The following is a 14,616-nucleotide window of genomic DNA, read 5'->3' on the forward strand; positions in this document are numbered from 1 at the left end:
GCATTCAAGCTTACTGTCATTAAAAGGAATAATGACGAAATGATTAGGGTTAAAGTTTTCATGTTTTATTCTTTAATTGTTTATAATCGCGTGGAATCCATATATATAATTCCATGCTCGTTCTTTTAATCTATCTGATTCTAAGACAAAAAACAAAGAGAAAGGTTTATTGTTTCCATCCCTTGTTTGAAAAAATAGTTACTTTTGTTATTGGATAAAATGATAATTAATATGAAGCAAGAAGTTTTATTTATTATTCTGGATGGATATGCCGATTGGGAAGGGGCATTCCTCGCAACCGCATTGAGTACCGGAGTGATGCCGGGCAGTGAAGTGAAATACACGGTAAGGACCGTCGCCCCGACTTTGGAACTCGTGCCCTCGATAGGGGGATTCCGCACGCTGCCTGATTATAGTTTCGAAACCATGCCCGATGATTACGCGGCTTTGGTTCTGGTTGGCGGAACGAGTTGGTTTTCGCCCGAGGCGGAACAAGTAGTACCTATCGTCCGGAGAGCTTTGGAACGAGGAAAAATCGTGGGTGCGATTTGCAACGCTTCCGTCTTCATGGGTATCCACGGTTTCTTGAATGACGTGAAGCACACGAGCAACACGCTTCCCTACCTGAAACAATATGCCGGAGAACGGTACACGAATGAAGCGGGTTACGTCGAGGCACAAGCCGTCGGCGACCGGAATATCGTGACCGCTAATGGCTGCGGGTACATCGAATTTACCCGTGAATTGCTGTTGCTGCTGAAAGCCGACGAACCCGCTAGAATAGAGGAGGCCTGTGATTTTTACAAGAATGGATACGTGAGGTAGGGAAACGTTTGGTTTGGATTCATTACAAGTATGATAGGTGTTTATGAATATTGAAGAATACAGAGATTATTGCCTGTCTGTTAAAGGGGCGACGGAATGTATGCCGTTTGACGAGTACACCTTGGTGTATAAAATCATGGATAAGATGTTTACTTTTGCCCCGTTGCGCACTAAGGACGGACGATTCTGGGCGAACTTGAAATGTGATCCGGCTAAATCGGTGGAGTTGATGGAGCGTTACGAGGGGATTTTCTTTGGTTTTTATTCGGATAAAAAATATTGGATAACGGTATATCTGGAAAGTGATGTGCCCGATAAACTAATCAAAGAATTGATAAATCACTCGGTGGAAGAAGTGGTCAAAAAGCTGCCTAAAAAGAAAAGGGATGAATATAACGCGTAGATACGGGAGTGCCCCGTACTCCGTTGTTTTGGTTCATGGCGGACCGGGTGCTAAAGGTTCTTTAAAGCCTATGGCTGAAGAACTATCTTTACAAAACGGAGTGTTGGAACCATTCCAGACCCGCTATTCGATCGAGGAATTGATACAGGAACTTCACGAGCAGGTTTGCCGTGAAATCGATGGGGCGGTGACTTTTGTCGGTCATTCATGGGGGGCATGGCTGATTATCTTGTTTACCGTGCGATACCCGGAACGGGTAAAACAACTTGTGCTGGTCGGGTGTCCCCCTTTCGAGGAAAAATATGTACCTCAAATCATGGATAATCGTTTGAAAAGACTTTCGCCGGGAGAGCGGGAACGTTTTGAAAGATGCCTGCCGGAATTATCGGGAAACGCCACGGATAAAGATATGGAAGAATTGGGTAAGCTCGTTGCCCAATGTGATAACTATCATGTATCGGATTTCACGAATGAATACGAACCGGACGGACAGATGTATGCACGGGTTTGGACGGAGGCGGCAACACTCCGGCGGGAGGGATATTTCATGAAGATTCTTCCGCGGCTACGATCCGAAGTACACGTTATTCATGGCAGCTTGGACCCGCACCCCTTAAATGGAATAATCGAACCTTTGCGCGAGGCTAAAGTCAATTATGATCTACACGTGTTGGAACGTTGTGGGCATTCTCCGTTCTTGGAGATTGAAGCGAAAGAGGAATTTTATAAAAGTATCGGACGTGTTCTGTAAATCACGGGGTAAATAAGTTATTCCATTTTTTATTGTATTTTTGTAGAAGAAAATGGCGTTAATTTGGACACGAGAGAAGTAGATATAATACAGGAATTTGCTCGCGGAGGGGAGAAAGCGTTCCGTGTGCTGTACGACAGGTATGTGGTTGCTTTGCGTTATTTCGCGGCGAAGTACGTGACTGACGAGGATGTGATCGAGGATGTCGTGCAGGATGCTTTTGTGGCGTTGTGGGAGAAAAGGATGGAATTTCGGGTGGAAAATGCCGTGAAGGCTTATCTCTATAAAGCCGTGCGGCACGATTGCTTGAATTTGCTCCGGCATCGGCAGGTGGAAAATAAGTATGCCGAAAGGATGATTCGGGAAGGGGATGATTCGGAGTCTTTTCTCGATCAGATTCTGGAATCCGAGATATTTCAGGCTTTGCTTTCCGTGTTCGACGAATTGTCCCCCGCCTGCAAAGAGGTGTATCAAATGAGTCTGGACGGGTGTAGCCACGAGGAGATTGCCCGGAAATTGAATATTTCGGTTAATACCGTGAAAAAGCACAAGAATAACGCCAATCATTACATGAAAGAGCGTTTGAAAAATGTGTTGTCTATCTTGTTGTGGATTTCTTAAGAACGAGTCGCGTTAATTCTTAATTTTATAAAATAAGTAATATTTTATATTATATTGATTTGTACTTGCTTTATAGCATCTCCCATTCAACTCCTATTATAATAGGAAATGAATAGGAATTATTTAGTAATTGAATACAAATTTATTCAATTGAAATACTTTGTATGTAGTAGAAAGATAAATATCTTTTGGAGGATTACCCCTAAATTTTTTCAGAAATTGTAGCTATATAATAGCTTGATTTTTAGCGTAAAATAAAAAAGTATGAAAAAAAGTGTGTTTTGGTATTACACCAAACGCTACTTCGCGTGCTTTAGTATAAAACCAAAGAACAAAAGTATGCAAATACGGGATGACGATAGGATAAAACGATTGATTTTGAACCACGTGAAGGGTGAGTTGGATGACGCGGGTGAACGGGAGTTGAGGGCTTGGCGGGAAGCAAACGAAGAGCACGAAGAGATGTTTCAACGATTGGTGTCCACGCGGAATCTGGAAGAAGGATTCCGTCGGTTCGTGAAATCGCCGGAGGCGGAAAATTGGGCGTGGGAGAGGATTTTGAACCGGACGACACGCGGGGAACGGCGTGTGCGGAGATTGTCGTGGATTCGGTATGCGGCGATGTTTGCTTTACCGTTGGTTATCGGGGGAATTGTTTATTTCTTCCTGAATCGTGAGGGCGAGAAGGCACAGGTGGCTGTTGTGGCGGAAATAACTCCGGGGAAGGCAAAGGCTGAACTTATTTTGCCGGGTGGTGACAAGGTTTTGTTGACAGACGGGGCAAACCGGATGGTGGGGAACGGGGTAAGTAATGCAGGCGATACATTGCGATATGAAGACGCGGAAGGGGGACAACCGGGCGGAACGGAGGAATATCACTTGTTGCGGATACCGCGGGGCGGGGAATACACGCTCGTGCTGGCGGACGGGACAACGGTGTACCTGAATGCCGAGTCAGAGTTGAGGTATCCCGTGAAGTTCTCGGGCGAGAGGCGGAAAGTGTATTTGCGGGGGGAGGCTTACTTCGACGTGGTGCGTGATGAACAGAAGCCTTTCACGGTGGAGGCGAGGGGCGTGGAGGTATTGGTGTTGGGTACTTCCTTCGGAGTGCGGGCATACGAGGGAGAGGAAAACGTGTTGACCACGTTGGTGCAGGGACGGGTGGACGTGTCGGCAGAAGGACAGCGTGTGAAGTTGATACCCGGGCAACAGGCTGATTTCAATCGGGAGAGCGATCGGTTGACGGTGGCGGAAGTGGATGTAGAGTTGTATGTCGGTTGGAAGGACGGGCGATTGGTGTTTGATAATCAGCCGTTATCTGTCATTTTGGATGAATTGGGACGCTGGTACTCGTTCGACGTGACTTACGCCAACGAGGAGTTGAAGCGGATTCCCTATTCGGTGAATATCAAGAAACACGAGGATATCGCCCACGTGTTGAAGTTTATCGAACGGACGGGAAAGGTGAAATTTGAGATTAATAAGAATAAAATTGTAGTGAAATAAAAACAAAGGAGCGGTGCTGCAAACACTGCCCCTTGTCAAATTTTTCAATCCTGCTGCAAACAGGTGTTGAAATATTGTTGAATCTTAAATACAAAGTTATGGAAAAAAAATGTTATGCCTATATGGATAGGCATAGAAAATTAATGAAGTTGATTTTAATGATGAAAGCGACGTTTATTTTATCGGTTTTGTTTGCGCTGCAAGTGCATGCCGGAGCCTATTCTCAGGAGGTACGAATGAGCATGGAGTTGGAGAGTGCCTCGATGAAACAGATCATCAACGAGATTAAATCGCGGACGGAGTTCAGTTTCGTGTACAGTGATGCCGATTTGAGGGGTATTGAAAATCGGAATGTCGTGTTTAAAGATGCCACGGTGGAGGAGATTTTGGCAACTTGCTTGAAAGGCACGGGGTTGAAGTTTTCGATCGAGGAGAAGACAATCGTGATTTGGAAGGAGGCTGTCCAGCAGCAGAAAGAAGTGGAGGAAAGGATTGTCAGGGGAGTGGTGGTCGACAAGCAGGGAATCCCGCTGCCGGGAACGACTATCGTGTTGAAGGGAACGGCTTCGGGAGTCGTGGCGGATTCGACGGGTGGTTTCCAGATTCGTTTGCCGGAAAAAGGGGCGCATGTGCTTGTTTTCTCGTTCGTGGGCATGAAGAAGCAGGAGATCGCGGTGGAGAAAAAGGAATTTATCCGGGTGACGATGGAGGAGGATAGCGAGAACTTGGACGACGTGGTGGTTACCGGTTACCAGACGATTTCCAAGGAGCGTGCCACGGGTGCTTACTCGATCGTGGATGCGGAGACATTGGGGCGGAAACCGACGTCCAATCTCGCGCAAGCGTTGGTCGGGTTGGTACCGGGATTGACGGTGGTGAGCGCACCGGTGGACGGACAGGTACGATTCGCTATCCGGGGACAAGGTACTATATCGCAAGTCAGTATGGGTGATGGAAATTTTAAGGCGGATAACGATCCGCTGATCGTGGTGGACGGGTTTCCCATCAGCGGTTATATGCTTGAAAGTGATCCGTTTGCGTCGATTAACCCGAACGACGTGGAGTCTGTGACGGTGTTGAAGGATGCGGCAGCGACTTCCATTTACGGGGCGCGTGCGGCGAACGGGGTAATCGTGATTACCACGAAGAAAGGCAAGGCAAAGAGCAAGTTGGAAATTTCGGCGGATGCATATTGGTCGGTGAGTTCCCGGGCGGATTTGGATTATTTGTTTAACATGGCGTCGGCGGAGAATCAGTTTCGTTTCGAGGAATTGATGCACAAGTACAAACCGATTAATTTTGCAGGTAACGACCCTTACACGCGAGCTTCCGCACGGAGGCGGTATATGTCGGCTCCATACAGTATGCTGTACGAGCGGGATAATAGGAAGAATCTTACCGCGGGGGAGTACGATGCTAAAAAACAGGAGCTTATCGAGCGAGGAAACAGCGGGATGTGGAAAGATGATTTGAACGAGTATATTTTCCGGCGTATGGTGCGTCAGCAGTATAACGTGTCGTTGCGGGGTGCCGCCGATAAGTTGGATTACGCTTTTTCGGCTTCTTATGATGACGAGGATAGTTACCTGCAAGAGAATGGCAAACGGCGCGTGTTGCTGAATCTGGCGAGTAACGCCCGCTTGACGAGGAACCTGACGTTCGAGTTCGCGGTGAACACGATGTTTAGCCGTGAGGAGAATAACGGTACGAGTGTTGAAAGCGTGCGGGAATGGCTTAGCCCGTGGACTCGTTTGAAGGATGACGAAGGGAATTTCACGCATATATCGACCTCGCGGACTGTGTACGAGCCTCTGTTGATGTCGGAGGAATATTATGCCGGCAAGACTCCGGTGGACTGGACGTATAATCCTGTTGCCGATAGGGAATACACGGATAACTATTCGAAGACGATGAATTACAGGGTACAAGGTGGTTTCGAGTACCGGACGGACTGGGGACTGAACGTGAGTGCCAAGGGACAGTACGAGCGACGGAAATACGACAAGCACGTGTCTTACGAGTCGGAATCGTTTTTCGTGAGGGATTTGTATAATACCTATTCCGCGTTGGGCGAAACGGGGCGGTATGTTTCTTATTTCCCGACCGGGGGAGTGTTCTCGAACGAGGGGCACACGTATGAGGCTTATAATTTGCGCGGGCAGGCTGATTACAGTCTGACGAAAGATAAACACGCGTTTAACGTGCTGGCGGGTACGGAGGTTATTTCCGCCACGACGGAGGCAGACCCGAAAGTGACACGTTACGGGTATAATAAATATACCAATTCCGTGTTGACGGAGCTGGATTACGTGACGAAGAGAAACAATATTTTCGGGGTGTCTTCGTATATGCCCTTCGAGAAGTTGGGGAGCCTATCGACATTGGAAGACCGTTTTTTCTCGGTGTACGCAAACGCGGCTTATACCTATGACAACCGTTATTCGGTGACAGCCAGTTTCCGCACGGATGCTTCCAATTTTCAAGCGGAAGACGTGCGTGATAAGTTTTCCCCGTTCTGGTCGTTCGGTGCCAGTTGGTTGATTTCAAACGAGCGGTTCATGGAACGGGCTTCTTGGATAGACCAGTTGAAGTTGCGCGCATCGTACGGTATCGCGGGTGTGGCGGCAGGCAAGTCGGGGACATCCAGCGTGACGACGGTGGCAGTGCACCCGGGTAGCCTTATTTATTCCGGGGGAGAATCTTTTAACACGATAGCGGAACGCGGCAACAATACACTGACGTGGGAGAAGTCGCGGACGCTGAATATCGGTGTGGATATGGCGTTTTTCGGGCATAAACTGAGCGGTAGCGCGGAGTTTTATAACAAATATTCTTATGACGTGTTGGCGAACACGACAGTACCGGTGATTTCGCAGGGTGTGGAGTCTATGTTGTTGAATAACGCGGAAATTGTGAACCGGGGCGTGGAGTTTTCAATCGGTTCGGACTTGCCTATCACGGGAGATTTGAGCTGGAGCGGGATACTGAATTATTCGTACAACCATAACGAATTGAAGAAATTCGGTTACACGGGTCCTTATCTGGCGGTTGGTAACTCTTATGTCGTGGGGCGTCCGATCGGTTCTTTCACTGTTCTGAAACCGGTGGGGTATTCGCCGGAAGGCTACGTGTTGCTGGGCGGGAAAGACGGTTCACGGGAACCCATTTTGGATGAAGAATCTTCTCGCATGATGGATTTTGTGACTCCCCGGGAAGGGCAAACGCTTGGTGATAATAACTGGGCTTACTATTTGGGAACGATGGAACCGAAAAGCACGCTGAGTTTCAGCAATATGTTCACATGGAAAGGGGTGACACTCTCTTTCATGCTCACGGGGCAGTTCGGTTATTATGTTATGACGAGTTATAATGACAGTTTCTCGCCCAATAGTAGAAATCTTGCTGCTTATTCTAAACGTCTGGACAAGGCTTTTGAGGTATATGACAAGGGATATGCCAATCAGGTGTCTTATTCTGAATTGCCGCTCTATAACGATGATAATAAACCTAATTTCTTGAGTGGTAATGGATATTCGTCCATGATACAGGTTAGCACGTATTTCAGAAACAATTTTATAAAAGGAGATTATATCCGTTTGAACGAGGTGTTTCTGGGGTATGACTTGCCGCAAAGCCTGTTGTCGAAACAGGGGGTGTTCAGCCGTATCCATGTTTACGCACAGGCGAGCAACTTGGGATTGATTTGGAGCGCAAACGGGAAAATGGATCCTGATTACCCGCTTGGGAGTCTAAAGTCGATGCCTGTTTTCACGTTTGGGGTGAAACTTGGTTTCAAGAGTTGGTAAAATGAGTATGAATGGATAAAAACAGTAAGGAATATGAGAAAAATATATATAATCATTGCTTTCTTGGGAGCCTTGGTAATGGCTTCGTGCAGTGATTTTCTGGATGAGACCACGGACAAGTCGGGCAGCGCTTACATATACCACATGGACCAGCTCTATGGGCTGACCGGAAGTATCGATCTTTATTTGTTTGAACGGGTTGATGCTGAAACGGGGGAAGGTAGTTCCTCGGGTGCTTACTTGACGGAAGCTCTTCCGTTGACGGACGCGGTGGAGTTGACACCGGAGTTTTACGTGCACGGGTTGCGGGCAAGTGAACCGACCACGTACGAGTCATATTGCTGGCAGGGAGAGACGTTGATGACATCGATGTGGATGATGTGGACTTGGACTCCGGTTTGGGAACGAATTTATCGTTTTAACACGGTGCTGGAGTATCTGGATAAGGTGATTCAGACGACGGAAGCTATCCATGATCAAGTGGAAGGCGAAGCTCGTTTCGGGAGGGCGTATTACCACTTTATGCTGTTGACGCAGTATTGTTTGTGGGGAGACGATAAACCGGGTATCGGTTATCGGGATAATGCCACGGCGGGAGAAGTTCCCGGACGGAAAACGGTGGGCTACACGCTGGAACGTATCTACGAGGATTTGAGGCTGGCAGAAAAGGCGTTGACTAAAGCGGGGCGCACGACGTTTGACAAGGCGCATAATTTCCGCCCGACGGTGCCGACCGTGCAGGCATTCCGGGCGCGGGTAGCCCTGTACAGGGGAGATTACGAGCTGGCATTGTCGAACGCGACGGAGGCGTTGAAAGCTCATAATACTCTGGTGGATTTTAAGAATGAACCTGAATACGAGTTGGAAGAGTGGAATTGGATTAGCGTGTTGGATGAAGAGGGTGAGCCGATGGATGAAATAGTCGTGAGTTCGATGTTTGAACTGGATGACATGGATACGGAGGCGGTGGCGAAGTACGAGGAGTTGTATTTGCCCAACGTGTCTTGGGAAGGATTGGGTGGCACTTGCCCGATTTCCGAGTCTTTTTATGAGCTTTGGGACCGGGAGAATGATGCCCGCTGGATTCATTTCTATAGCTCTTGTACGCCTCTTTTGATGACCGGTGAGAATTTGGTTGAAATGGATACGAATACTTTCGAGCAATATATCAGTTATGAAAACTGGCAATATTTGAAACCTTGGAATCTAGACAGTTATTCGCGTTTCGCGGGTAATTCGCTTATCGGCATGACGACGGCGGAGATGTACTTGATTAAGGCGGAGTGTGAGGCCCGGGGCGGACACGAGGGAACCGCGGCAGAGACGTTGAAGACGTTGCGTCGCACCCGCTTTATGGACGATGCGTCTGCCGAGGCAGGGGTTACCGGTAGCGTGCAGGAGGTGTTGGATGAGCGTTTGCGCGAGATGGGAGCTTTCTGGCGGTTCTATGATGTTAAACGTCTGAACGGGGCGGAAAATGCCGGTATCTATGTTCGCCGCGAGATTTTGACAGACCCGACTGATTTGAGTACTCGCGTGCAATTGGAAATAGCCCCGGATGACCCGCGTTGGGCATTGCCTTTCTACACGTTTGAAGCGGCGACTATGGGTTGGGAACAGAATGAAGGTTGGAAATAATAATAATTGATTTTATCGGATGAAAACAAGTATGTTTGTTGTGCTTGCAAGCCTGTTTCTGGCTTGCGGCACACCCAAGGACGGGTATGTGCTAAAGGGAAATTTGAAAAATGCGGGGAACGGGTACGCGGTGATCTCCGTGACCGACCATGCGGGTGCATCAGTGATAGCGGACACAGCCGAGATGAACGGGGGAAAGTTCCGTTTCGCGGGTAAGACGCCTTTCGTGGCAGCATGTTCTTTGCGGGTGGCACCCGAAGGAAAAGAGGTGTTGGATATGCTTATCGTGTTGGAAAATAGCCCGATCGAGTTGCAAGGCGACTGGGCAAATTTGGAACGGAATGTCGGGGGGAGTTTCTCTATCCGGGATATAAAGGTCACGGGCGGTAAGAACACGGAGGTGTGCAATCTTCTGGATGAAGTGTATTTCTCGACCCGGAAATTACCGGAGTTCAAGGATTATGAACGTTTGGAAAAGTGGTTTGCTTCGTTGGATGAAAATGCGGAGTTGACGGACGAGGTGATGCGGAAGGCGGATACGTTGCAGGTGCTGGAGGATCGTTTTCGAGAGTTGATGTTTACAAGGCAACTGGAAATCATGGCGGCACATCCGTCGTCGGAAGCGGCAGCGTTGTATTTGACACCCATGATAGGCGGCATGGAACTGGAAGAGTTTGAACGGGTTTTCGGGCTGTTTGACGAGGCGGTGCGGAACAGCGAGATGTTGACCGAAATACGCGAGGAATTGGAAACCCGCCAGCGTTTGTCTCCGGGACGGATGGCTCCCGTGTTCTCGTTGGCACAGCGTGACGGGCAGGTGCTGTCGCTTGCCGATTTACGCGGTAAGGTGGTGTTGGTGGACTTTTGGGCGAGCTGGTGCGGTCCGTGTCGTGAGCTTTTTCCTTGGTTGAAGGAGTTTTACGAGAAGTATCATGACAAAGGGGTGGAAATTCTCGGTGTCAGCGTGGATAAGGACGTGAAAGCATGGGAAAAAGCACTGGATGCAGAAAAATTACCGTGGTTGCACGTGCGGGATGAGAAACTCCCGGGTGGGAAGCATACGGCAAGTGACTTGTATGACGTGACGGGTATTCCGCACTTGGTGTTGATTGACCGGGAGGGAAAAATAGTCAAATGCGGTTATCTGGAGTATGAATTGGAGGAGTTGGTAAATGGATTATTAATGGATAAGGAAATTGGGAAGTAATTAATTTTAAAAAGAATAGAGATGAAAAAATGTTTGATATTACTGGTAATGACTGTGCTATTCGCTTGCAACAGCCAAGCGGGGTACGTGTTGAAAGGTGTGTTTAAAGGTGCGGGAAACGGTAACGCAATTTTGACGATGCATGCTAAAGGAGGGTTGGTGATTTGTGACACGGTGAAGATGAAGGGGGGAAAGTTCGTGTTTGAGGGAGAGGTGCCGTGCGTGGGATTTGCCTTGGTGACGGTGGCTCCGGAGGGGAAGGAGGCGGTTCAGATGAGAGTGGCCTTGGAGAACAGTAAGATTGAGATGCGGGGGGATTGGAGAAACGTGGGAATAAACGAGGAAGAGGAATTGGTTATCAAGGGAATGACGGTTACCGGTTCTAAAAATAATGATGTAAATGAGGAGATTAATAAACAATGGTACGTGGTGGAGACAATGCCGGAGTTCAAGAAATACGCGGAGTTGGCAAAAATGGTATTCGATGCTCCAGAAACGTTAGAGGATACAACGTTTTATTGGGTGTATAGAAAGGAGTTTGACGCGTATATGGCACGGGTAAAGGAAGAGCAGTTGAAGATTATGGCGGCTAACCCGTCCGTGGAAACAGCTGCTTATAACTTGAATTTCATGATGAACGAAATGTCATTGGAGCAGTTGGAACAAGTTTTCGGCTTGTTTGACGAGAAGGTGCGGGAGAGTGAGCTGGTGAAAGAAGTGCGAGATTGTATCGAGTTGAGGCAACGGATTGAACCGGGACGTCCGGCACCCGAGTTCACGTTAGCACGGCGGGACGGTTCTTTGTTGAGTTTGTCTGATTTCCGGGGTAAAGTGGTGGTGCTTGATTTTTGGGCAAGCTGGTGTAAGCCGTGCCGCGCTTCTTTTCCTTGGGTGCGGGAGTTTTACAAGGAGTACAAGGACAAGGGCGTGGAGATTGTCGGGGTGAGCATCGACAAGAATAGAGCCTCGTGGGAGAAAGCATTGGACGAGGAGCAATTACCATGGCCGCAGGTGATTGACGAATGGGTGAAAGACACTTATTGCGTGGGAGGTTTGTTCTACGTGCGCGCTGTCCCGATGTTCGTGATTGTGGACAAGGAAGGGAAAATCGTGGTGCGGGCACACATGGAGAGTAAAGAAGAGTTGTCGGCAGTGGTGGAAGAGGCGTTGAAAAAATAGAAATATTGATATCGCAAGCATGTGAACAATTTAAATATTAGCAGCTTCTCGAAATTGTGCATGCTTGCGAATTTTTCAATATGCTCCGTTTTTGGAGGATATTTGTTGTTGAATCAGAAAAAAAAGTACGGTTCAAATGTCCGGTTGAACTGTACTTTTTGTATTTTTGTGTGTATCAAATTATTTAATATCTATCCACGATGAATGATAAATATAAAATACCTTATATGAATGCTTGCATTCGTGCTTTTGCCAAACGCTTTCAGCTTTCGGTTAAAAGTGCGTTTTTGTATTTGTATCATTTCAAAGGAATTCATTTTTTGGATGAGTTCTACGAAACGGAGCATCTTCAGTCTATAGATGATGCGGTGGATGATCTGATTGTTTTATGTCGCAAAAATGGAGGGCAATTGCAATGATACTTTATCATGGGACCAATGTAGATTTTGATAAGATTGATATAGAGAAATCTAATCCGTACAAGGACTTTGGCAAGGGGTTTTATTTGACAAATCTTCAGACACAGGCAGAAGAATTAGCAAAAAAGAAAGCCCGAATTTTTGGCGGAAATCCCATCGTACAGGTCTATGATTTTGACGAAGCTGTTCTTACCAATCATTTGTTGAATGTGTTGGTTTTTGAAAAGCCGATTAAAGAATGGGCAGAATTTATATATCGAAACCGCAATAGAAATACTCTTTCATTCAAGCATGAATATGATATTGTTATTGGTCCAATAGCAGATGATGGAGTAGCTTATTTGCTAAATCGTTACGAAGAAGGTTCATTTACTTTGGAAGAATTGGCAAAAGAGTTGGAATACAGGAAATTGAATAATCAATTCTTTTTTGGAACGAAACGTGCTATTGAATTTTTAAAACGGATATGATGATACAACAACAGACGGATTATTTGATTGCACATATTGTTGATAAAATGACACAATATTTGATGGCGGATTTTAATTTGGATGCTATTTCTGCTTTAGATGTGATATATAATTCTAAAGTCTATGATTTAGTACAAGATAAGGAGAATGAGTTATATATCCAAAGTCCATCATATACCTATGAATTGCTAAAGAAGGAATATCTTACAGCTACTTATCTATAATGTTTTTCATGTGAAAATTATTTAAGTTTTATCTTTTTCCCTTTTGACTCGTTGTGGAAGCGGTCGACGGCGGTGATCACGTAACGGTATTTTGTTCGGGGAAGCGGTAGGTAGCATTCCGTGTAGTGCGTGATGGCGGCTATTTTGGAGGGATCGTTGAGGTTGATGCTTTCTTTCGGGGCGAAGCGGTAGATCACGAAATACTGGGGATTGCGGGGATCTTCACGGTCGCCGACGGAGAACCATTTCACGGTGTAGCCTTTGTCCGTGCGTTTGGCACGGGGTTTGGCGATTTTCTTTGGTCGTCCGTTGTACATGTGCGTGTAGGCGGGAATCAATGCCGGGTAGCTGTGGTAATGTTCACGGAGGCTGTCGGCGACGCCCTCGTTATTCCATAATATCTCGTTGGCAGGCCAGAAGCAATTGCCTTTCACGTGGCGCAGGGAACGGGCGGTTTCCATTTTGGTGGTCAGGTCGCCGGCTTTCATGGTGCGTGCCACGTCTTGTCCCAAGTAAAGGTGGATATCGTGGGCGTTTTTGTCCCACCATTTGGCAAGGGTGATGTAGTCTGCTGCCGGGTGTCCGATTTCCCAGTACACTTGGGGGATATTGTAGTCAATCCATTTTTTCTTGACCCATAGCGTCACGTCCGCGTACAGGTTGTCATAATTCTGCAACCCGTTGGTATTGCTTCCGCTACCGTCCGGCGTGTTTTGTTTGTTGCGATATATCCCGAAAGGACTGATGCCGAAGCGTACCCACGACTTTGTTTTCACGATTGTGCGTTTCAATTCCCGGATTAATTGATTCACGTTTTCCCGTCGCCAGTCGTCCCGTTCGTCCTCGGAGTATCCTTTCTTCAACCCGTAAACGCGAAAGCTGTTATCGTCGGGAAAAGGCATTCCGTTCACGGGGTAGGGGTAGAAATAGTCGTCCATGTGAATGGCGTCCACGTCATAGCGGCTCACGATATCTTCCACCACCCGGCAGATGTATTTCCGACAGGCGGGGATACCGGGATCGAAAAGTAATTGCTTGTTGTAAGTGACGAACCATTCGGGATGCTCGTGATAAACGTGCGTGTCCGCTAACGCGGCAGTGCCCGACGTGCATGCCCGGAAGGGATTCAGCCAAGCGTGAAATTCCATGTTCCGTCGATGGCACTCTTTGATGAGAAATGCCATCGGGTCGAAGAACGGCTCCGGCGCTACACCTTGTTTGCCGGTGCAGAAACGGCTCCACGGTTCAATCTCGGAGTGATACCACGCGTCGGCTTCCGGTCGTACTTGAAAGACAATGGCGTTGATTCCGCATTCTTGCAGGTAATTCAGCTTGCGGATAAAGTCAACTTTCATCTCATCCGGCGACATTTTGGCGTATTCACTCTGGAACACGGTTTGTATCCATGCCCCGCGAAATTCGCGCTTCGGGTAATTCTGCGCGGAGAGGAGCGTGATGCCGAGAATCGTGGTGAAAAGGAACGATAATATATATTTCATGGTTTGTGTCATTGATTTAGAATGTCGCGAATATACGGATTTATGGGTACAAAAAAGAAAGGGAGACT

The 14,616-nt window shown here is 47.4% G+C and carries 13 protein-coding genes; 12 read left to right on the forward strand and 1 reads right to left on the reverse strand.

Annotated elements, in window-relative coordinates; translation table 11 throughout:
* Positions 1 to 231: 231 nt before the first annotated feature.
* From Q5866_RS17855 to Q5866_RS17910, 12 genes are all read left to right on the forward strand, one after another.
* Positions 232 to 825, forward strand: a complete 594-nt coding sequence (locus tag Q5866_RS17855; RefSeq protein ID WP_303181608.1) for a type 1 glutamine amidotransferase family protein — start codon at positions 232 to 234, stop codon at positions 823 to 825.
* A 43-nt stretch (positions 826 to 868) separates the two neighbouring features.
* A complete protein-coding gene (locus tag Q5866_RS17860; RefSeq protein WP_186977854.1) occupies positions 869 to 1,228 on the forward strand; it encodes an MmcQ/YjbR family DNA-binding protein in 360 nt (119 codons plus the stop codon).
* Complete coding sequence (locus tag Q5866_RS17865; protein ID WP_303181610.1) at positions 1,212 to 1,979, forward strand: alpha/beta fold hydrolase; 768 nt, start codon at positions 1,212 to 1,214, stop codon at positions 1,977 to 1,979. Before Q5866_RS17860 ends, Q5866_RS17865 begins: the two co-directional genes overlap by 17 nt.
* A gap of 63 nt (positions 1,980 to 2,042) precedes the next feature.
* On the forward strand, positions 2,043 to 2,600 hold the full coding sequence (locus tag Q5866_RS17870) for an RNA polymerase sigma-70 factor (RefSeq protein WP_099290120.1): 558 nt from the start codon (positions 2,043 to 2,045) through the stop codon (positions 2,598 to 2,600).
* A gap of 264 nt (positions 2,601 to 2,864) precedes the next feature.
* Positions 2,865 to 4,106 (forward strand): FecR family protein, encoded by a 1,242-nt coding sequence (locus Q5866_RS17875; protein ID WP_303181613.1) that lies wholly within the window; start codon positions 2,865 to 2,867, stop codon positions 4,104 to 4,106.
* Between the two features lie 98 nt (positions 4,107 to 4,204).
* The gene (locus tag Q5866_RS17880; protein ID WP_303181615.1) at positions 4,205 to 7,912 is read left to right on the forward strand and encodes a SusC/RagA family TonB-linked outer membrane protein; all 3,708 of its coding nucleotides are present in this window, start codon (positions 4,205 to 4,207) and stop codon (positions 7,910 to 7,912) included.
* Positions 7,913 to 7,945: 33 nt separating this feature from the next.
* Entirely contained in the window at positions 7,946 to 9,550 is a 1,605-nt protein-coding gene (locus Q5866_RS17885; RefSeq protein ID WP_303181617.1) for a RagB/SusD family nutrient uptake outer membrane protein, read from the forward strand.
* A 19-nt stretch (positions 9,551 to 9,569) separates the two neighbouring features.
* Positions 9,570 to 10,757: a TlpA disulfide reductase family protein gene (locus tag Q5866_RS17890; RefSeq protein ID WP_303181618.1), complete on the forward strand. Its 1,188-nt coding sequence runs from the start codon at positions 9,570 to 9,572 to the stop codon at positions 10,755 to 10,757.
* Positions 10,758 to 10,778: 21 nt separating this feature from the next.
* Entirely contained in the window at positions 10,779 to 11,936 is a 1,158-nt protein-coding gene (locus Q5866_RS17895; protein WP_303181620.1) for a TlpA disulfide reductase family protein, read from the forward strand.
* A gap of 200 nt (positions 11,937 to 12,136) precedes the next feature.
* A complete protein-coding gene (locus Q5866_RS17900) occupies positions 12,137 to 12,355 on the forward strand; it encodes a DUF3791 domain-containing protein (RefSeq protein WP_099290126.1) in 219 nt (72 codons plus the stop codon).
* Positions 12,352 to 12,825, forward strand: coding sequence for a DUF3990 domain-containing protein (locus tag Q5866_RS17905; protein ID WP_099290127.1), 474 nt, complete (start codon positions 12,352 to 12,354; stop codon positions 12,823 to 12,825). Before Q5866_RS17900 ends, Q5866_RS17905 begins: the two co-directional genes overlap by 4 nt.
* Complete coding sequence (locus tag Q5866_RS17910; RefSeq protein ID WP_303181622.1) at positions 12,822 to 13,049, forward strand: hypothetical protein; 228 nt, start codon at positions 12,822 to 12,824, stop codon at positions 13,047 to 13,049. The genes Q5866_RS17905 and Q5866_RS17910 overlap by 4 nt, the downstream gene beginning before the upstream one ends.
* A gap of 17 nt (positions 13,050 to 13,066) precedes the next feature.
* Here Q5866_RS17910 and Q5866_RS17915 read toward each other — a convergent pair whose 3' ends face one another.
* On the reverse strand, positions 13,067 to 14,548 hold the full coding sequence (locus tag Q5866_RS17915; RefSeq protein ID WP_303181624.1) for a glycoside hydrolase family 10 protein: 1,482 nt from the start codon (positions 14,546 to 14,548) through the stop codon (positions 13,067 to 13,069).
* Positions 14,549 to 14,616 lie beyond the last annotated feature (68 nt).

Origin of the sequence: uncultured Butyricimonas sp. (genome assembly GCF_959596855.1) — a bacterium.
Taxonomy (GTDB): Bacteria; Bacteroidota; Bacteroidia; order Bacteroidales; family Marinifilaceae; genus Butyricimonas; species Butyricimonas muris.